Origin of the sequence: Desulfovibrio sp. An276 (genome assembly GCF_002159665.1) — a bacterium.
Classification (GTDB): Bacteria; Desulfobacterota; Desulfovibrionia; order Desulfovibrionales; family Desulfovibrionaceae; genus Desulfovibrio; species Desulfovibrio faecigallinarum.
On sequence record NZ_NFJC01000020.1, the window covers coordinates 14935 to 33652 of the forward strand.

General features: G+C 51.6%; 29 protein-coding genes. 25 read left to right on the forward strand and 4 right to left on the reverse strand.

Annotated elements, in window-relative coordinates; translation table 11 throughout:
* Positions 1-153 precede the first annotated feature (153 nt).
* The 3 genes from B5F76_RS14525 to B5F76_RS09085 form a co-directional block, all read right to left on the reverse strand.
* A complete protein-coding gene (locus B5F76_RS14525) occupies positions 154-588 on the reverse strand; it encodes a hypothetical protein (RefSeq protein WP_144268443.1) in 435 nt (144 codons plus the stop codon).
* Between the two features lie 187 nt (positions 589-775).
* Positions 776-1867, reverse strand: coding sequence for a type I restriction enzyme HsdR N-terminal domain-containing protein (locus B5F76_RS09080; protein ID WP_087353512.1), 1092 nt, complete (start codon positions 1865-1867; stop codon positions 776-778).
* A gap of 128 nt (positions 1868-1995) precedes the next feature.
* Positions 1996-2412 (reverse strand): hypothetical protein, encoded by a 417-nt coding sequence (locus B5F76_RS09085; protein ID WP_087353514.1) that lies wholly within the window; start codon positions 2410-2412, stop codon positions 1996-1998.
* Positions 2413-2508: 96 nt separating this feature from the next.
* On the opposite strand from B5F76_RS09085, the gene B5F76_RS14895 reads away from it, so the two are divergent.
* The 17 genes from B5F76_RS14895 to B5F76_RS09165 all read left to right on the forward strand — a co-directional run bounded on the left by B5F76_RS14895 (position 2509) and on the right by B5F76_RS09165 (position 12951).
* Positions 2509-2763 carry a hypothetical protein gene (locus B5F76_RS14895; protein ID WP_162608782.1) on the forward strand — a complete coding sequence of 85 codons (255 nt, stop codon included), beginning with the start codon at positions 2509-2511 and terminating at the stop codon, positions 2761-2763.
* Complete coding sequence (locus tag B5F76_RS09090; RefSeq protein ID WP_087353516.1) at positions 2735-2959, forward strand: hypothetical protein; 225 nt, start codon at positions 2735-2737, stop codon at positions 2957-2959. The genes B5F76_RS14895 and B5F76_RS09090 overlap by 29 nt, the downstream gene beginning before the upstream one ends.
* 39 nt (positions 2960-2998) lie before the next feature.
* Positions 2999-4336, forward strand: coding sequence for a Rha family transcriptional regulator (locus B5F76_RS09095; RefSeq protein ID WP_087353518.1), 1338 nt, complete (start codon positions 2999-3001; stop codon positions 4334-4336).
* 57 nt (positions 4337-4393) lie between these two features.
* Complete coding sequence (locus tag B5F76_RS09100; RefSeq protein ID WP_162608783.1) at positions 4394-4840, forward strand: hypothetical protein; 447 nt, start codon at positions 4394-4396, stop codon at positions 4838-4840.
* Positions 4840-6129, forward strand: a complete 1290-nt coding sequence (locus tag B5F76_RS09105) for a hypothetical protein (RefSeq protein WP_087353522.1) — start codon at positions 4840-4842, stop codon at positions 6127-6129. The genes B5F76_RS09100 and B5F76_RS09105 overlap by 1 nt, the downstream gene beginning before the upstream one ends.
* Positions 6130-6327: 198 nt before the next feature.
* Positions 6328-7071, forward strand: a complete 744-nt coding sequence (locus B5F76_RS09110; protein WP_162608784.1) for a hypothetical protein — start codon at positions 6328-6330, stop codon at positions 7069-7071.
* Positions 7072-7248: 177 nt separating this feature from the next.
* Positions 7249-7581: a hypothetical protein gene (locus B5F76_RS09115; protein WP_087353526.1), complete on the forward strand. Its 333-nt coding sequence runs from the start codon at positions 7249-7251 to the stop codon at positions 7579-7581.
* 19 nt (positions 7582-7600) lie between these two features.
* Entirely contained in the window at positions 7601-8038 is a 438-nt protein-coding gene (locus tag B5F76_RS09120) for a VRR-NUC domain-containing protein (RefSeq protein WP_087353528.1), read from the forward strand.
* Between the two features lie 708 nt (positions 8039-8746).
* A complete protein-coding gene (locus B5F76_RS14530; RefSeq protein WP_144268445.1) occupies positions 8747-9610 on the forward strand; it encodes a hypothetical protein in 864 nt (287 codons plus the stop codon).
* Positions 9597-9848, forward strand: a complete 252-nt coding sequence (locus B5F76_RS09130) for a hypothetical protein (protein WP_144268446.1) — start codon at positions 9597-9599, stop codon at positions 9846-9848. The genes B5F76_RS14530 and B5F76_RS09130 overlap by 14 nt, the downstream gene beginning before the upstream one ends.
* A gap of 142 nt (positions 9849-9990) precedes the next feature.
* The gene (locus B5F76_RS09135; protein WP_087353535.1) at positions 9991-10371 is read left to right on the forward strand and encodes a hypothetical protein; all 381 of its coding nucleotides are present in this window, start codon (positions 9991-9993) and stop codon (positions 10369-10371) included.
* An 82-nt stretch (positions 10372-10453) separates the two neighbouring features.
* Positions 10454-10777, forward strand: a complete 324-nt coding sequence (locus B5F76_RS09140; protein WP_087353537.1) for a hypothetical protein — start codon at positions 10454-10456, stop codon at positions 10775-10777.
* Positions 10777-11430 (forward strand): FAD-dependent thymidylate synthase, encoded by a 654-nt coding sequence (gene thyX / locus B5F76_RS09145; protein ID WP_087353540.1) that lies wholly within the window; start codon positions 10777-10779, stop codon positions 11428-11430. Before B5F76_RS09140 ends, thyX begins: the two co-directional genes overlap by 1 nt.
* Positions 11430-11696, forward strand: a complete 267-nt coding sequence (locus B5F76_RS09150; RefSeq protein WP_087353542.1) for a hypothetical protein — start codon at positions 11430-11432, stop codon at positions 11694-11696. Before thyX ends, B5F76_RS09150 begins: the two co-directional genes overlap by 1 nt.
* A gap of 9 nt (positions 11697-11705) precedes the next feature.
* Positions 11706-11879 (forward strand): hypothetical protein, encoded by a 174-nt coding sequence (locus tag B5F76_RS14900; protein ID WP_162608785.1) that lies wholly within the window; start codon positions 11706-11708, stop codon positions 11877-11879.
* A 44-nt stretch (positions 11880-11923) separates the two neighbouring features.
* Positions 11924-12190 carry a DUF6378 domain-containing protein gene (locus B5F76_RS09155; RefSeq protein WP_087353544.1) on the forward strand — a complete coding sequence of 89 codons (267 nt, stop codon included), beginning with the start codon at positions 11924-11926 and terminating at the stop codon, positions 12188-12190.
* A gap of 536 nt (positions 12191-12726) precedes the next feature.
* Positions 12727-12951 (forward strand): hypothetical protein, encoded by a 225-nt coding sequence (locus tag B5F76_RS09165; protein ID WP_087353548.1) that lies wholly within the window; start codon positions 12727-12729, stop codon positions 12949-12951.
* A 41-nt stretch (positions 12952-12992) separates the two neighbouring features.
* Here B5F76_RS09165 and B5F76_RS14905 read toward each other — a convergent pair whose 3' ends face one another.
* Positions 12993-13157, reverse strand: coding sequence for a hypothetical protein (locus tag B5F76_RS14905; protein ID WP_162608786.1), 165 nt, complete (start codon positions 13155-13157; stop codon positions 12993-12995).
* A gap of 245 nt (positions 13158-13402) precedes the next feature.
* On the opposite strand from B5F76_RS14905, the gene B5F76_RS09175 reads away from it, so the two are divergent.
* The 8 genes from B5F76_RS09175 to terL all read left to right on the forward strand — a co-directional run bounded on the left by B5F76_RS09175 (position 13403) and on the right by terL (position 18703).
* Positions 13403-13987 (forward strand): glycoside hydrolase family 108 protein, encoded by a 585-nt coding sequence (locus B5F76_RS09175; protein WP_162608787.1) that lies wholly within the window; start codon positions 13403-13405, stop codon positions 13985-13987.
* Positions 13984-14343, forward strand: a complete 360-nt coding sequence (locus B5F76_RS09180) for a hypothetical protein (protein ID WP_087353554.1) — start codon at positions 13984-13986, stop codon at positions 14341-14343. Before B5F76_RS09175 ends, B5F76_RS09180 begins: the two co-directional genes overlap by 4 nt.
* Positions 14258-14485: an Rz1-like lysis system protein LysC gene (lysC, locus tag B5F76_RS15585; RefSeq protein WP_446717632.1), complete on the forward strand. Its 228-nt coding sequence runs from the start codon at positions 14258-14260 to the stop codon at positions 14483-14485. The genes B5F76_RS09180 and lysC overlap by 86 nt, the downstream gene beginning before the upstream one ends.
* 268 nt (positions 14486-14753) lie before the next feature.
* Positions 14754-15152, forward strand: a complete 399-nt coding sequence (locus B5F76_RS09185) for a hypothetical protein (protein ID WP_162608788.1) — start codon at positions 14754-14756, stop codon at positions 15150-15152.
* 12 nt (positions 15153-15164) lie between these two features.
* Positions 15165-15929: a ParB N-terminal domain-containing protein gene (locus B5F76_RS09190; protein WP_087353558.1), complete on the forward strand. Its 765-nt coding sequence runs from the start codon at positions 15165-15167 to the stop codon at positions 15927-15929.
* 3 nt (positions 15930-15932) lie between these two features.
* The gene (locus B5F76_RS14535) at positions 15933-16778 is read left to right on the forward strand and encodes a GREB1-related protein (protein WP_144268447.1); all 846 of its coding nucleotides are present in this window, start codon (positions 15933-15935) and stop codon (positions 16776-16778) included.
* A 10-nt stretch (positions 16779-16788) separates the two neighbouring features.
* Positions 16789-17202, forward strand: a complete 414-nt coding sequence (locus B5F76_RS09195; RefSeq protein ID WP_087353561.1) for a hypothetical protein — start codon at positions 16789-16791, stop codon at positions 17200-17202.
* A 4-nt stretch (positions 17203-17206) separates the two neighbouring features.
* The gene (terL, locus tag B5F76_RS09200; protein ID WP_087353563.1) at positions 17207-18703 is read left to right on the forward strand and encodes a phage terminase large subunit; all 1497 of its coding nucleotides are present in this window, start codon (positions 17207-17209) and stop codon (positions 18701-18703) included.
* Positions 18704-18718 lie beyond the last annotated feature (15 nt).

The window sequence follows — 18718 nt, forward strand, 5'->3', positions numbered from 1 at the left end:
AAATACAAATGCCTTTGAGATTATATGTGCTTGCAGTACTCGCTAGTCTGCAGCCTTTTCTGAATGACGGTGCCGAAGTTTTTTTTAGGTTATCTGTAGTACATGGTCTGGACGGAGATGTTTATACGCAAGAAGGCGAAGAAAACCTCAAATTTAGCGTCTATTTTGATAGGGAGAAGGTTTTAGAACTCGTGGATCAATATAAGGCAGGCCTCCAAGCATCTCCTTGCCAATCGGAACAGTAGGCCACACTACAGGAACATCAAAACTGACCCTTGAGACGTGTGTTTCCTTGTCGGTGGTGTGATTCTCATTGCTACCATCGAGGCCGGCATGAGCACAAAAAATCTTGAGTCCTGCTCCGTGTTTGGATGTGTTCCCGCTCTTAGATTCGTCAATCACTTCAAGAGCCACGTCAAAGCGCACCCTCGATACACCAGTGGCATCGCCGCCGTGTGCAGTTGCTGTTCCTTTGGCCGTCAACATTGGTGACACGTATGCACCAAGTTCCTTTGTCTTGTCCTGGGCGTCTTTGATTCCCTCGCATATCTGTACCAAGGTATCGGAAACAAATTCTTTCAAATCCATAGAAGTACCTCTAAAAGCCCCACCGGAGTGGGGCAGTATCCTGGACATCGAAGTCTACTTCTTTCGCTGTTCGTCCATTGCCAGCGGGGGCCTAGGAGGTGGGGGAGGAGCCGATGAAGATAACCGAAGCACTATATCAAAAGCCCGCCTCCACGTGTCATGCTGCGTGGGGCGGGCTTTCTCTTAGCTACTTCTTGGCTGGGGAAGCTTCGTCATATTTTACGACTGTGGCCCGTATGCGGTCAGCATAGGGCAAGATGTCTTCCAGTTTTTCGATTTCCACCCTGTCATCGTTGTTGTCACCATCAAAGAGGCCAATCTTCCAAGGCTTCTCATTGAAGTGCATGCGCAGGAGCGGTTTGCGCCGAGTGTCCAGGACAATATTGCAGTAGGCTTGCCAGTCCTGCATCTTGACGCGATCCAGGTCCACCACACCCATCAGTATGGATTTGACCAGGTAGTAGCCCTCTTTCTCTTCCTCCGTGGTAACGACACCGCCTTTGGCAGGCTGCGCAGGCTGTTCCTGTGTGGCAGGTGGGGTAGATGCCGCAGGCTCCGCTGCCTCCGGCTGCAGCATCGCATTCTTCAATCTGGCATTGATCCTGTCGTTGATGAATTGGTCGATTGCTGCCAGCAGGACCGGGGTGAAGCGTTCCCGGACTTTCTGGGTAATTTGGCCGTCATACGCCTGGCTGATGAAGAAGCGCACAAAATCATCATGTGGCTTCTCAAGCTGCTCCCCAAGAATGCGCCGGAACTCTCTATTGTACTTGAGTTCATTGGCAGCACTCAGGCAAGCCTCCTTGTCAAAGCGTCCTTTTGCCAATTTGCGCAGCTCAGGCACAAGAGTTTCATCCATGTCAGACAGGGTGAAGTCCATGTATGGCTTGGAATCCATTTTGTTGGCTGCGTCCAGGTCAGAAAAGAACATGTACCTGTTGCCATCAGTCAGGACAGCGATAGGGGCGTCGGTCCCATGGAAATAGAGCTGCAGCTGATTGCACTGCCTGCTATCAAGTGCAGCACCGAAGGCTTTGCATTCAATGAGTATGATAGGATTCCCCTCTGACAAGATGGCATAGTCAACACGGGCATCCTTGTATTCGCCAATAGGAGCAGAAAATTCCGGCACCACTTCTGCAGGGTTGAATACATCGTATCCAAGAGCTGCAATGAAAGGCATGACAAGTGCGTTCTTTGTTGCCTCTTCCGTAGCCAATGCTTCGCCTATCGTTTTCACCTTCTTGGAAAGCTCGGCAATGCGTTCCGCAAAATCCATAATCCCTCCCTTCCTGTTCAATCGCGGCCTCCAATAAGGCCAAAATCTTCCCTACCTGGGGCGGATGATCCAAATACAGCACCGGCCCACACGTTGAACATCAATGAGTTCAAAGAACTGGGTCCAGTCTATGCGCTCCGCCTCTTTTCAACTGGCATGGAAAAGCCACCATTTCCCTGGGCACGCACGGCCTCTATGTGGCCTTCCCATTTGTGCTTGTAGACCTCAAGCGCACGCACTTGAGCTTCAAGTTCTTTCACCTGGGCCTCCAACTCCACGACACGCTGTGAAGCTCCTTCTAGTTGTCCATGAGTCGGGGGTTGCGTGCTCCCACCAGCCGGCACGCTGTCACCTGGTATCAGGAGAATACCACCAGCGCGGTCTATCGCTTGGCAGAGGGTATGATTCAAGCCCCTTTTGTTATTCATCCAGCCCCAAAAGGTCACAGGATTCACACCAATTGATGCCGCTGCAGCAGCATTGTTGCCACTATGCTGGGCAATTAATCGGTTGAACAATTCTTTTATTGATTCTTCGATACCCATAACCACTCCACAAAAAAGCAGATATTAGCAATTGTCAACACGAGTTTGCTAATAACAAACTTGCAAACGCTATTAGCATGTGCTAATTGTTTACCCATGACCGATATCACTACTGAAATTTTGGATTTCCTTGACAAGACCGGGTGCTCACAGCGCCGCCTTGCTATGGAGTCCGGCGTACCTGCCTCAACTATTTGCAACCTCATCAAGCGGAAAAGGTTCAACCTCTACGGTTCTTCCCAGGATCGCCTGCGCCTTGCCATGTCTCGCATTGCCAAGGAGTACGGCGTTATCCTGAATCTAGGGCCATCAGGAGGCTGTAATGCCCAAGAAGCAGCCGCAGAGCAGTGAACCTTTCTCGATCCGTCTTCCCGTGCAGCTCTACAACAAGCTGTTTGCTGTCATTGCTGCTACCGGATGCGAGATCACGAGGACGGACCTAATCATCCGTGCTCTTGAAACGTACATAGCCTTGCTTTCCTGCAACCCATCCATGCTTGAAGGGTATGACAAGGCAAAGGATCTGTCAGTCACACAAAACAAATAGCTGTAACACAGAAAGCAGGACACTTTGAGGGAGTTTGATATGGCTAAAGTCAGAGCTACTAGAATTTTTAGACCAGAAGACGCCTTAGAAGAACGTGTGACAGAATCATCTTATGGGCCGATCCGTATTGTGCGCTTCGGTGCTCGTTGGCGTGTATGCGCTATGAATCTTGGCAAGGCAATTGGTCTTGCGGAGTGGGATAACCCATACAAGTGCTTCGAAAATGATCTCTCCGAAAATCGATTGTCGGATTTGTATCAGTTCAAAGGAGAAGCCAAGCCCACAAGTGTGCTTGTCTTTAAGGACGTGTATCGTATCCTCACGAAGAAAGGTGTGCGCTCCACCAGGAAAGAACGGGCTGCTACACTTCTCAAGAAATGGTATTACCCGCTCGAACGTGAGTTGAAACAAGAGCGCAGGGAACGTTACGTGAGGAATACGGAAACACCTGCCCAGACGGAAACGTTGCCCGTGCCCGCACAGACAGCACAAACTGAATCCGTGCAGGCTCTGCCGGAAATCACTCTGACAGTCGAAAATATTGGGGGCCAGACAGGCCCCGCCACGACAAGCCTTAAGGTCGCGGAATATTTCGAGAAAGAACACTTTCATGTTATTCGAGACATCCGTGAAACTATAGCTAAATGCTCAGAATCATTTAACGCATCCAACTTTGGATTGGTTGCATACGCTGATGCCAAAGGTGAAGAACGTTCGATGTACGTGCTTTCCAAGGACGGCTTTCTCATGCTTGCCATGTCCTACACATCTCCCAAGGCCATGCGCATCAAGGAGCGCTACATCGCTGCCTTCAACGCCATGGAGAAGCACATCAAGGAACATGCAGGCTTCGATATGCCCCGCTCTCTTCCAGAAGCTCTGCGTGCCTACGCCGACGAGGTAGAAGCGCACGCACAAACAAAGCTTGCCCTGGTAGAGACAGAACAGCGTGCAGCAAGAGCGGAGGCAGAACGTGACTTTGAAGTAGAGGCCAGGAAACTGGACGCTCCCAAGGTCTTGTTTGCCAAATCTGTGGAAATGGGCGGCGTCAATATGGATGTGGATACGTTTTCAGCGACGTACCATTCTCAGAGCGGTCAACCAATGGGTCGCAACAGAATGTTTGCCTTGTTTGTCCGGCATAATTTGGCAGACTGTGTGGATTGCGGAAACGGCATCACCTACTACAAGCCTAAAGGTGAGGCAAAACAAAAGGGGTGGCTTATACTTGTTCCCGGAACTGTCAAAAAGGGCAACAGGGTGTTTTCCCGTCCCAAGCTCATAGTAACCCCTGTGGGACAGATCCAAATTACATCCCGTTTCCTCAAAGAGCTGGAGAGCATGGGCTTCTACAACTCCAATCTGCGGAACATGTAGGCGTCAAAAGAGAGCAATCACATGGCCGAAAAACGCCAAAAAATAGGCACTTTTTGCTTGAAATTTGGAGCAGGGAAGAGCGCTAAATCTCTAAAAATAGAGCTCTTTCCTGCTACTGAATGGGCTGACGGCTCGAAAGGATATTTTCGCTTGCGCAGGGATGGGGTTTGGGACGATCTCAAGCGCTTTCCCTACAGGTCCAGTAAGGCTGTAGCTCAATATATCGCAAGCCTTGTGCGTGATTGTTTGGACGGCACAACAAGAGCACGGCCACCAAGGCGCGAGGTCCATGCACTGGAGCCATGCTGGGCGGACTGCGGGCCAGAGGATCCCATCCTTCACATGCAGCTTGATTCGTGCTGTGCCCGCATCGTCTCCGAGGACAGTGTGATTGGCGCAGACGGACGCCAATATGTGGTTGTGTCTGCCCCTGAGTTGGGAGGGGTGAGGCTTATGGCTATTGACGAATTGCGCTTCTACGACGGTCGGGAGGCACAGAAATAATGAACTTCGACATCAGACTTTCAACAGACTTCTTCCAACACCCCAAGACCAAACTGCTACAGAAACGGCTTGGGGCGAAGGGTGTCCTGTGCCTGCAAAAGCTCTGGATATGGGCAGCTCAGAACAGGCCCAACGGCGTCTTTGGCGTGCAGTCCTATGAGTACATCGCCATGGCTGCTGATTGGACAGGCAAGAGCCAACTGTTCGTTGACACCCTGCTGGAACTGCATTGGCTCGACTGCGATGAGAGCGGTTCCTACTCCCTACACAATTGGGAGTCACGTCAACCGTATGCAAAGGATGCAAACGAGAGGCGTGCACGTGCTCAAAAGCAGTCGCAAGAGAAGGCTGCGGAAATTTCTGACAAGCGAAGAGATGCCGCAAAACGGCGTTGGGACAAGCAACGAGCCCAAAACAGCGACAATTTGCCCCCTGTCAATAATCCTAGTGACTTAGAATGCAAACCCGATGCAAACGACATGCAAATGCAATGCAAAAGCAGCATGCAAATGGATGCAAACGAAAATTTGCTTGATGCAAATGCAATGCAAAAAAATGCAAACGGATGCTACCATAACCATAACCATAACCAGATCCAAAACCTAGATCATACCCCCCTTATATCCCCCCAAGGGGAGACGCCGGACGCTGACGCGCCGGCGGGTGTGAGTGCGCAGGTGCAAGAAGCAAAGCATGAGGCACAAGAGCAGCCTGCACCCTCTCCGCAACCGGAACCAACCGCAGCCACACCGCAACCCGAACAGCCCACGCTCTCCCCTGAGCAACCGGCGAAGCCGAAGCGCAAGCGCACGGACTACCGCCGCAAGGACTTCGACGAGTGGTTTGGCGAGTACCCAAACCAGACAAGCGAAGATGATGCCTGGAAGGAATGGCAACGCAAAATCAAGCAAGGCAAGCTGCCTGAACAGCCTGTGCTGATGGATGCACTTCAAGAGCACAAGCGTTCAAGACGTTGGCTTGAAGGCTATGTGAAAGACCCGGACAACTATCTGCGAGGGGAGCATTGGAAAGACAAGCTCCCAATGCCTGCGCAACCACAACAGCAATTTTTCTCAGGGCAGCAGCCTCAAGGACAATACGGCACACCGTATCAAACGCCATACAAGCCGGGCAGTATCGAGGACACAATGGCCTACAACATGCAGGTTGCAAACAGAGTGCACATGAACAGAACAGGCCAAAAACTGTTTGAACTGCCCGATGAAAACGCAATGGATGCACAAGTAATCAACACTGAAACACAAGGACTGCCACAGTTTGGAGGGTAGACGATGTTCGCACCGGAAGAAGAACGCTGCATTACACAGGCATTGATTGCGATGGCAATGAATTTCAACGCAAAGATGCCTGACCCACTGATGCAAATGTGGCTCGAAATGCTGTCTGAGTACCCCGCAAAGGAAGTCTTGCAGGCAATCAAGCGTATGATTCGCAAGTACCAATTCAAAACGCTGCCACCCTTTGCCGTGCTTCAGGAAGAAATCGACGGCGACAAGAGCAAACAGGACATGCTCAAGACCATGGCGGAGGCCGAGTGGGGCAACCTGCTTGAAGCAATCCGCTCCAACGGCGTGCGCAATGAACCTCTGCTGTCGGAAACCACGGAGTACGTCCTGCGCACAATGGGCGGCTGGCGTACAGCATGCGGCTGGACAGAGCAGGACCTGACCTGGCGGCACAAGGACTTTCTGGACCTCTGGACCTCTTCCCACGGCAAAACCGAAGTCATGCGCAGAGGAGCCAAGGCCGTAGCCCAGTACAAGATCGACGCGGCTCTTCCTCCCGGTGAACGCCCTCACGCTCTCCCGAAAAGCGGCCACAGGCCGCAAGCCTCTGCGCATGCAGAGGCGACAAGAGCAAGAAGGGGGCCCGCCCGGACCGTCTACCAGCCCGACCACATCGACCATGACCCGGACAGCCTGGACGATGTGTTTGCCGGCACATGCCCTGAGTGCGGTGGCTCCGGCTACATCGACGCATGGCGCCCCGGAGACGGCCACAAGTTTGCCATCCCGTGTGTCTGCAACCGCTCTGATTTCTGCAAAAACATGCAGCACCACACGCGGGACAGCCTCACGCAGCTGGGCTTGCTCCTCTACGACCCCAACAGGCCCACAATGGATGTAAATCCTGCAATGCAAGAGCGCCTGCGCAGCTTCCTCGCAGACCTCGCACAGACCCGACAAGAGCAGGGAGCGGCACAAGCCTAGCGCCCGATTTCTGAAAAACGCTCAAATTTCGATTCTAAGACCACGTTTTGAGTCGGCATGTATGATTTACCATAAATCGCACGCAAAGAGCGTAGAGGGGCCGTCACGCTCGATTTTGAGGCATGTCCACACTACTGACAGATGACACTTTGAGACACGACAGGGAGAATGACCACGATGACCCAGACCGAAGCCCAGCACCTCGAAGCTACCTGCAACGCACTCAGTGACACCTGTCACAGCCTCTACAACGACCTCATGGTACTGGCCTATCAGTGCGGCGGCGCCCACAAGCTCCAACTCCATGAGCGCGAGGTGATGTACGCACTGGACGCAATCAATGGCGGTCTGGAAGTCATTGCCGGTCTTGTCCAGTGCCTCGAAGGCGAAATGCTCAAGGCACGGAAGAAGCGTGAAATGCTCGAAAATGCAAGGAGCATATGCAAACAGTATACAAATGCATGCTCCCATATGCATTTGCATTGCAAAAAGCACAGGAAGCAAAGATGAACCCAGAGGAGCAAATCGCATGACACCCCTTGCGCCTCGTTGCACGCATAAAAAATCCAACACGGCAGGACAAGGCTCCGAATCGCAGGAGCAACAGGCCCTGTTTGCCTGGTGGGCTCTTGCCGGCCCAAAGCTTTGCCCGGACCGTCCCGCGCCCGTCATGTATGCTATCCCGAACGGGGGCAGACGTGACGCAATCACCGGCGCAAGACTCAAGGCTGAAGGTGTCCTTGCCGGTGTGCCCGACATTTTTTTGGCCGTCCCTGCCCACGGCTACGCCGGTCTGTATATCGAGCTCAAGCGACGCAACGGTGGCCGCGTGTCACCTGCGCAAAAGCTAGTCATGCAGCGCCTGCGCTCCCACGGCTACGCCTGCACTGTGTGCCACGGCTGCGAGGCAGCAATCAACGCAATCCAGTCCTATCTGCTTTGGGGCGAGGTGTTTGATGGCGACTGAGACAAGGAAATGCGTTGTCTGCGGCACGGAGTTTCGGACGTACCGACCTGACCGGATATACTGCTCGGACACATGCCGGAAAAAGGCCACCCGTGCCAAGAAGAAGGAGAGGGAAAAGGCCGAACCTCAACCTGCACCCAAGCTCAGGAGCCATCCCCGTTTTGGTATGCACCCCAAGATATGTGCTTTTTGTGGGAAAGAGTTTGTCGCACTTTCTGCCAAGGGCAAATATTGCAGCCTGGAATGCAACAACAAGGCATATCTAAAACGACAATTTGAGCGCCGTAAACAGGAACATCCCGAAGACGTGCTTGTTTGCCCTTGCTGTGGCAAGGAGTTTTTCCGCAGCAAAGCCAATCCTGTCTATTGCTCCTATGTCTGTAAGCGGAAGATGGAGCCACCGAAGCCACAAGCCAAAAGGTTGTCCAGCAAAACTACAGGCTACCTTGCTCCGAAACGCAAGTGCCATGACTGCAAACGCCCGACAGACAATTACCGCTGTCCAGAATGCTGGGAAAAGTACAGGGCAAAACACGCAGGAGACTGCGTAGATATTTGAAACGACCTTATGAAAAGGAGGAATACCGTGACCAACGAAGAGATTTTCGAGGCCATGTTGAAGAAGCTAGCCTATGCCGAGAACAAGCACCCTGTCTTTGCGGAAGGAGCAGCGCAGGGATTGGGGAATATTGGGGAGGAGGGGTAAGTATGAAAAGAGTGGACCTCACAGGTTGTACATTTGGCTTATTGACTGTGCTTGGTGTCTCAGGGAAGAAGCATGGAAAAACGGCTTGGCGTTGCAAGTGCCAGTGCGGGAAATACGTGGATGTCATTAGTCATGCACTCTTGTCTGGTTCAAGGCAAAGCTGCGGTTGCACGAACGCTTTGCGTAATGACTTGACTGGGAAGAAATTTGGTAAACTCTCTGTATTGGGGGATTCTGGAAAGCGTTCTTGCAAGAAAATTTTATGGGAATGTATATGCGATTGCGGCAACATAACCTTGGCTTGTGGCCAAGATTTAATACAGGGCAAAAAAACTAGCTGTGGCTGCGTACATAGACAGATGCTTATCGACCGTAATAAGGCCAACGCTATCCATAACGAAACCAAGACCAAACTGCATCACATTTGGGCTGGGATAAAAAGGAGATGTTTTAATCCTAATACTCCTTGCTATAAGTATTATGGTATGCGTGGCATAACTATGTGTGACGAATGGAAAAATAGTTATACTTCCTTTAGAGATTGGGCTTTGGCCAATGGGTATGCTGATAATCTGACTATTGAGCGTGTGGATGTGAATGGAGATTATTGCCCTGAAAATTGTATATGGATACCTGCCAAGGACCAAAGCAGGAATAGAAGGAATACTGTGCGATGCGGCGGTGTTGCTCTATCTGTTTTAGCTGTTTTGCATGAAGTGCCATATGAACAGCTATACCGTAGATTTCGCTTTCTTAATTGGCCTATAGAGGAAGCTCTTGGATTAGTAGACCATGTATACGATGAAGATAGATGTAAAGAGAGTCTGTACTATAAAAACAGGAGGTGGAAGCGTGGCTGCAAGTAATAAAGAAATATACACAGAGCTTCTAGTACGGTTAACTGAAGCTGAGGCAAAGCATCCTCTTTTCGCAGAAGGACCATACCAAGCTTTAGGGTATATAGGAGAAGAGTATTCAGAAGTAGTTCGCGCTCTGACGAAAAATGAAGGGGATGCTCGTTTTCGCGATGAGCTTTTTGACCTCATTATTGTAGCGTGGCGTACTCTTCGCGGCGACCACATACAGGGTGAGGAGGGGTTCTGATGGAGGGGTATGACGACACTGGACCTTATGTCCGCGCACGAACTGGTCAGTCTCATGGCCAAGCGCGAGCGGCTGTCGCCTGGCGCATGCTTAGGGGCGACCACGAGCGCCCCGACTGCGACTGTGCAAAAGGAGGCGGGCAATGCTGACCGAACAGGAAAAGGCATGGCTTGAGCGCCGCAAGAACCTGTGCCTGCATTGCAGCAACCACGGAAAGGCATGCGGCTACACACTTCACCCCGAAGCAACCTGCGCATGGATTGATCTCGACGTGGCTGAACCCGACTACAAGGACGCTGCCGAGTTTGAGGCGAGGGTGGCGCTCTGGCTGGTTCACAATGGCTGCCCCATGTTTGATCCTCCCTGTGCGTACCTGGATAGCAGCAGGCCGTATCCGTACATGTCTTGGAAGGAAACCGGCGGCGAGTGTCCGCATATCCCCCACAGGCGGGGCTACTGCAACAGGTGGTGCAAGCTTATGACTGCACGCCTTGCAGTAGAGAAGGAAATGGAGAAATCCTGATGGTAGAAATCATACTGGGCATTGTGTTTGCCATAGTTTTCATCGCTTATGGCCTGCTTTGCTGGGCTGTGTGGAGGAGCTGATGTCGGAACTGAAAACAAAGTACGAGGCCCTGAAAGCCGAGTACGGCAAGGTGTGTGACCGCGCCTGGGAACTCAAGCAACAGGTAGAAGTCGCTTACGCCGCCATGATGGAAGAAGAGACCGGCATCAAGCCCGGCGACCTCGTGGAGTACGACGACCAACGCGGAATCTTCGACCGTTGGATGCACAGCAAGGCCTCGAAAATGACCCTTGTGAAGAAGGATGGCACCGTGGGCAAGGCCATCCGCTATATCACCAACCCCGAAGCCATGAAGAAAGTGGTCATTTCCAAAATGGAAATAACCACTCAAGGAGAAGCCTAATGGCAGAAGCCAAGATAGAACTTGTGAACCATGAGGCGACGCTTTCGTACTGGTCCCCAAATGAATGGCCTTTCAGCGCGGTTATTACTGGCGTTGCAAAAGTCTGCACAGCAAAGGCGGAAAACGTAAAACCCCGTGAAGTGGAAAAAAACAAGGCCTTTGTCCAAAAACTCATGAAGCGGGGGCACTGGACACCTTCCGAGTTTGTGGACCTGACCTTCTACCTGACCACCTCCCGCGCTGTTGCCAACGAGCTGGTACGGCACAGAATGGCCTCGTACATGCAACTAAGCCAGCGCTACGTGCGCTATGATGAGGCCTTGCCAGTTGTCATGCCCGCTACCATCAAGGGCACTCTGGAAGCCGACCTCTGGCGTGCACAGATGCGAGACTCGCACGACGTGTACCTGTACTTCTTGGAGCATGGACAGAAGCCCGAAGACGCCCGCACTGTCCTGCCCCTGGCAACGGCTACAAACATGCTTGCCAAGATGAATTTAAGGGAGTTCCGGCACTTTCTCGACCTGCGCACTGCCCCGGCTGCGTGGAGCGAGATGCGCATCTTAGCAAATCTTATGGCAGAAGCTTTCGCAAAGCAGTTCCCGGATGAGGTCTTTCTGATTTCCGACGTGTGGCACAGGGAGGGCGAGTAATGGAAGAGAACTTCACACCGACCGAACTGTTCCTGGGTATGAAGCTGGCCTACTTGGAAGAACGATGCCCGTTTGAATGCTATGGGTTCAAAGATAGAATACCCTTTTGTGAAGGGGGACTAACCGATGAGGACGAGGTAGTGTGCCCGAAGATGCATGGCAATGGATGGGTTACACGTATAGGCGTGTGCTGGGCTCGTTATGCCCGCAATGAAGCCGAAGGCCTCAATACAGGAGAGATTGAGAGCCTGATTCGGCTTGGATGATAAAATTCTATGACACCCTGCCAACACTGCGGCAAGCGTCCGGCTACTGCTTCCCTGTCCATGTGTCCGGTGTGGGCAGGGAGCAACAAGATCCAGCACGTCTACCTGTGCGAGGAGTGCAGGGCGCATTTTGTCCGGGTTCAGGCTGAACGATACATGCAGGCCGCAAAGAAGAGCCTGTGATTCAGTTATTGAGCAATATTCAATAACTGCCAATGAGGATACCTATGACAAGGAAAGAGCTACTTGAAACTGCCTTGAAGGCCACGACGGAACGCGGGCAAGAGTACGGCAAGCCCGAGGACAACTTTGCCACCATTGCCCGCTTGTGGCGCGTCTACCTGGATACGCCAATCAACGCCCACGACGTGGCAATGATGATGATTCTGTTCAAAGTTGCCCGTGCCAAGGCGAACCCTGGGCACATCGACAACCTGGTAGACATTGCGGGCTATGCCGCATGCGCTGCGGAGCTGGGGGCAGGCAATGAGTAATTACAGTGTTGATGGAAAATTTGCTTTGGGTTTTCTCGTTGTACTCATACTGTTTTTTGTCCTGGCTGCATTGGCCCTTGCTGACAGCATTGCCTGCACAAAGTGCGGAAAATTGAAAGACAAATACCAAATCCTGATTCTCCACGTTGTGACCGAAGACAAGAAAAAGCTCGCAATCCCATACTGCCCAAAGTGCTGCGTGGAGGTGCTGGACACCCCTGCGCTGACATGGGCAGGCAACCCATAACCACCCGCAAGGGTGCTGCGTACAAGGAGGTGAGGCCCTATGCAGGAAGAACCATCCAAGGGCAAGCGGTGGATAGGCAAGAACGTCAAGTTTGAGCGTATCCGCCGCATCCTACCACAGGCTACCTGGTGGGCGATGTAGGCCGGTGGAACAATGCGAAGAAGCATGAGCTTCTGGACAGAGTGAAGCACGGCTAGTTTGTTCACACGAACCCCCTCTTTTTTGTAAACAACTCCCGTTGTCCCAACTGGAGTGTGAACAAAGAAGAGGGGTCACACGAGGGAGAGACATGGAACAGAAGCAACCCTTGCTCTGTGACTCCAAATGGTGCGGGCGCAAGGCCGATTTCGATGTGCACATAGTCTTCACAGTGGGCGACATTGTTCGAGAGGAGATGCACCGCACGCTGTGCAGGTGGCACGCCGCACATTATGAGTCGCAAGTCAGTTTCGAGGGCACAAGGTATGAGTGCCGCATGAAGGTCACAAAGACCCCCATCGAGGAGGACGCATGAACGAGGACACCCTGAACGGCTGGACCGCAATTTGCGAGTACCTAGGCTTGACCCGCCACGTCATCATTCAGCGTGGCTACCCTGTCTTTGCCCTCCCATACGGGCAATCCGTCTGGGCCAGTCGCAAGGAGCTGGACGCACACACAGCCGCTCTCAAGGCCGCCAGTCTGAGAGTAGCAGGGGGCAAACATGGCTAGGCCGCGCATGTTTGAGCAGTGCCCGGAGTGTGGCGCAGAGGCCCTGTATGTTCGCAGTACAAAGCAATTCGGGCATTGCATAAATCGGTGGTGCGAGTGCAAGGCTTGTGGTGCTCACGTCCGCTATGTCAAGTGCAATGGGTCTGGATTCTGGACAAGAGTACAAAAAAACATGCCAGAAACTCCCCCGAAGGACTGACACCAAAGGCAACGGACTGCTATGCTTCTCCCCAAAACCAACGGAGAAGCATATCATGGCAAAGAACAGCAATTTCCCATATGCCTTTCAGTTCACGCTCAAAATGGAAGGCGGATACAGCGACCATCCCGCAGACAAAGGTGGCGCTACCAACTACGGTATCACAATCGGCACGTTGCAAAGCCTTGTCAAGCGTGACAAGGCTTGGGTCGAGTCCCTGGGCATTGTCCTGCCCGTGACCTCTACCACCATGCAGCGCCTCAGAATGGAGCAGGCAGAGGCAATCTACAAGCGCGAGTATTGGGACAAGGTGGATCTCGACAGTTTCCCCAAGCGTGTCGCCACGGTCCTTTTCGACTGTCATGTAAATCATGGCTGGACCAATGCCGTCCGCATTGCACAGCGTGGCTACAACGCCACGGTTGGTGTCTATGGCGTCAAGCTCGTGGATGACGGAATCATGGGCAACAAGACCCGCACAGCCCTGTCCCATGAGTCCGACAAGCTCCTCTCGTGTATTCTGCAAGCCCGTGTGGACTTTTATCAAGCCATTGTTGCCAGCCGTCCCAACCAGCAAGTCTTTTTGAAGGGCTGGCTGAACCGTGTGGACGCCTTGCGCAAGTACCTGGGGGTCGCATGAGTGTGTCCAATATCCTAATCGGCTTGCTTGCCCTTGCCTTCATGGGCTCCCTGTACGCAATCAACAACTACCGCAAAGAGGTGCAGGACCTGCGCACGGAGCTGACCATTGCTCGCAGTGACATGGAGATCTTGCGTCTTGAGCGTGACGCCGCAAGACAGGCCCGCAGTGGACGCCAACAGGCAGAGAAGGAGATCAATGATGTGGCAACCCAGAGAAACAAGCTTCTTGACTCGTTGCCTTCTGGTTGGGGCAATGCTCCTTTGCCTGATGAGTGCGTCCGGATGTGGACATACTCCCCCTCCACCTCAACTGATTCCAGTGCTTCCGCCGGCGGATTTGATGCAGCCGACTAGCGCCCCGCAATGGACGCCCCGAACCAACAAGGAGCTTTTGCGATGGGCGATAGAGACAGACAGGGCCTTGATGCAATGCAACGCCGACAAGGCCGCGATGCAGACGTATGCCGAGAGCGTACAAGCCGAGGCAGAGGAGTGACGATATGGCGCAAGCGCTCGTTTCGTGTGGTCCTGCTCTGCTTGCTGATTCTTGTCCTATCTCTGGCCTACGCCATAGCGACAGGCAGGCCCATACCGGAGACGGCAGGCAGAATTTTGGGCATCCTTTTACAGGTGCTTCTTGGGGGCATGTGATGCAGATGCAGATTGACCCCCAACAAACGCCCGATATTGGAGCCGTCAAGGAGACGGCTTGGAGGTGGGCCTACATTGCCGGGCTTGGCGGTTTGTTCGGTATGCTGTGGCACATGGCCGACGCTTTCAAGGAACGCACCTGGACCCAGCGCCTCATTGCTCTGCTTTGCTCTACCTGTGCCGGGGCTGCGGCAGGACCAACCGCAATCATTCTGGCAACTGCCGTCGCCGCCTATTTCGGCTTTGCCCTGTCTCTGGACACAAAGCTTGCCATTGGCTGCGTTTTTGCAGGCATGGGCAGTAAGTTTCTGGATATAGGTATCACCTTTCTCAAAGGGTGGAGCAAGGCGAACCTGGCAAAGCCCGAAGACATAGAAGAGTGCCGCAGGACCATGACCCCCGAACAGAGAGCACGGCACGCTGATACCTGCGTGTTCACGCCAGACCGCTGCAAAGGCCGGTGCTTGCAATGCCCGCACAGGAAGGCTCCTGATTCAAAATCGACTGTATAAAAAGGAAATTTTATGCCTTTGATAGTTCAAACATGGCCCATTGACCGCCTGATTCCGTATGCCCGCAACCCACGTAAGAATGATGAGCAGGTTGACCGCATGTGCGGTGCAATCCGTGAATTTGGGTTTCGCATTCCTATTGTCGCCAAGTCCGACGGCACTGTGGTGGACGGTCACTTGCGTTTGAAGGCAGCCCAGAAGCTTGGCTTGAAAGAGGTCCCTGTAGCTCTGGCAGACGAATTGACCGATACGCAAGTCAAGGCATTTCGTTTGCTGGCAAACCAGTCTGCCAACTGGGCAGAGTGGGATACGGAGTTGCTTAATCTAGAATTAAAAGATTTGAAAGAAGCAGGCTTTGATACTGATATAATTGGTTTTGATGCAGATATTGTGCCGCTTCCAGAGGAAGAACTACAAAAAGAAGAAGAGAATATTTATACAGATAAAATCGCAACACCAATTTATGAACCAACAGGAAAAGAAGTAAATCTTGATGATTGTTTGAATAGTGACAAAGAAAAATATTTACTTATACAAATAGAAAACGCTAGTGATTTATCAGAGGATGAACGCAATTTTTTGCGAGCAGCAGCAACAAGGCATGCAATTTTCAATTATGAAAATATAGCTGAGTATTATGCATCAAAAGCAAGTCCAACTATGCAACATCTTATGGAAGAGTCTGGACTTGTTATAATAGACAAAGACCGTGCTATTGAACTTGGATATGTAGAACTTTCTTCACGAATTCAAGAACTTATGGGTGGGGGGGTATAACTAATGCGCCATTCCTCATTTGCTTGCTTCGTATTGACCAATCGGCGTCCCCAAAATCAACAGACTCTTAAATCACTAAGGAAACAAGGATATACTGGAAAAATTTATTTAATTGTTGATAATGAAGACCCAACTATTTGTGAATATAAAGAACTTTATGGTGATCAAGTAATTGTTTTTGATAAAGAATATGCAGCATCAATAACTGATAGAGGTGACAATATATATAAAAAAAATACAGTTTTATTTGCTCGTAACATGTGCCATAAAATAGCCAAAGATTTAGGTCTAGAATATTTTTTAGAACTTGATGATGACTACAATAATTTTCAATATAGATATCCTGAGAAAAATATATTAAAATCAAAAATTCCTAATAACTTAGATGAAATTTTTGATATATTTTTAGATTTTCTTGATTGCAGTAACGCATTAGCTGTTTGTTTTGTTCAAACAGGAGATTTAATGGGAGGCGCAAAAACATGGAATAAAACATTGATAATGCGTAAAGCAATGAATGGATATTTTTGTAAAACAGATAGGCCATATAAATTTATAGGTAGAATGAATGATGACGTTAATACATATGTTGTTTTAGGGCACAGAGGAAATTTATTTTTATCAATTGGTGATATTGCTATTTCACAGGCTCCTACACAGCAAAATAGTGGCGGATTAACAGAAATGTATCGTGAAAACGGTACATATATGAAAAGCTTTTATACAGTCATGATGGCACCATCTGCAGTTAAAATTTCTGTTCTTGGAACATCACATGTTAGAATACATCATAGAATAAATTGGAAATATTGTTGTCCTAAAATATTAAAAGAATCATTACGTAAATAAGGTGATTTATATGGCAATGCCTAGAAAAAAATACAATGAGCGTGATGAAAGAATAGCGTTGTCAATGGCGCAATATGGTGTACCACATACCCAAATAGCTCAAGCTCTTGGTATGTCTAAAGATATACTATACAAGCTTTACGGTGATGCTATGCAAAAAGGGGCTGCTAATGCAAATGCAAAGATAGCGCAGTGTTTATATAATAAAGCTATTGGTAATCAAGAAAAAGGCATTCCACCTGACACCACCGCCCTGATATTTTGGTGTAAGACTCGCATGGGGTGGCGTGAAACCCAGAAGGTGGATCTCACCTCTTCCGACGGATCCATGTCCCCATCCCCTGCCATTGATTTCTCTGGCAAGACACAGGAAGAGCTGCTTGAGCTGACGCGGGCAGCCTTTGGGTTGGAGCACAAGGATTAGGCACATGGCACGGCGCAAGAAGTCCATTCCCGACCTGCGTGAAGTGCAGAAAGGACTTGCAAGGCAGAACCTGCAAGCCTTTGTGCTGTACACCATGCCGAACTATCTCATGGGCTGGGTGCACGAGCGCATTTGCTGGGAAATGGAACGCTTTCTTGAGGACGTGATTGCACAGAAGTCGCCCCGGCTGATTATCACCATGCCTCCGAGGAGCGGCAAATCGGAACTTGTCTCACGCCGATTTCCCGCCTATGCCTTTGGGCGTCACCCAGATCTCTCTATCATTGCCGCAAGCTACAGCTCAGACCTTGCCAGTAGGATGAACAGGGACGTTCAGCGCATTATTGATGACGATCTGTATGCGGACCTGTTTCCAAGCGTCACGCTATACGGGAAAAACATCCGCACAACCGCCAAAGGCTCCTACCTGCGCAATTCCGACATTTTCGAGATTGTGGGGCATGAAGGCGTCTATCGTTCCGCCGGCGTGGGTGGTGGTATCACGGGCATGGGTTGTTCCATCGCAATCATTGACGACCCCATCAAGGACCGTATGTCTGCCGACTCTCCTACCATTCGGCAAAACATCTGGGACTGGTACACGTCCACCCTCTACACCCGTCTTGCGCCTGGTGGTGGCGTGATTGTCATGCTGACAAAATGGCATACTGACGACCTTGCAGGCCGCCTTTTGGAGGCAGAACGAGCAGGCGAGGGCGACCACTGGAAGGTGATCAACTTCCCCGCCATTGCGGAGCAGGATGAGTATTGGAACGGGCACCTCATGCGCAAAGCAGGCGAGGCGCTCCACCCCGAACGTTACCCTCTGGAGCAGCTCCTTGCCATCAAACAGGCAATTGGCTCCCGTGACTGGGCAGCGCTCTACCAGCAGCACCCTGTTCCGGACGGCGGCGCAATCTTCAAGGCGGAGTGGCTGCGCTTCTGGCTTCCCAAGGACCTGCCCAACTTCGACATGATGTTGACCTCATGGGACATGACTTTCAAGGAAGGCACGGACAACGACTTTGTTGTGGGTCAGGTGTGGGGCAGAGCGGGAGCCAACTTCTACCTGCTGGACCAGGTACGGGGCCGGTGGGGGTTCACGGAGACCCTGCATCACTTCCAGAAGCTTGCCCAGAAGTGGCCCATGGTGCGCCGCCACCTGATTGAGGACAAGGCCAACGGTCCGGCAGTCATAGACACGCTGCGCAACACTGTGGCGGGCATTATTCCGGTGGAGCCGTGCGGTTCCAAGGTTGCCCGTGCCCATGCCGTGACCACCTATTTCGAGGCTGGCAACGTGTTCATCCCGCACCCGTCTCTTGCCCCGTGGGTGAACGACTTCATGGCGGAGCTGACAACGTTCCCCAGCGCAGCGCATGACGACCAGGTGGACGCCGCCACCCAATCCGTCTTTGACTTGCAGACACGCCGGCCCATGTACATCGACCCCAGTGTTGTGCGCATGGGAGCCATGCAGCAGAGAGGCCTGAAATGGTGAACGCAAATACTTCCG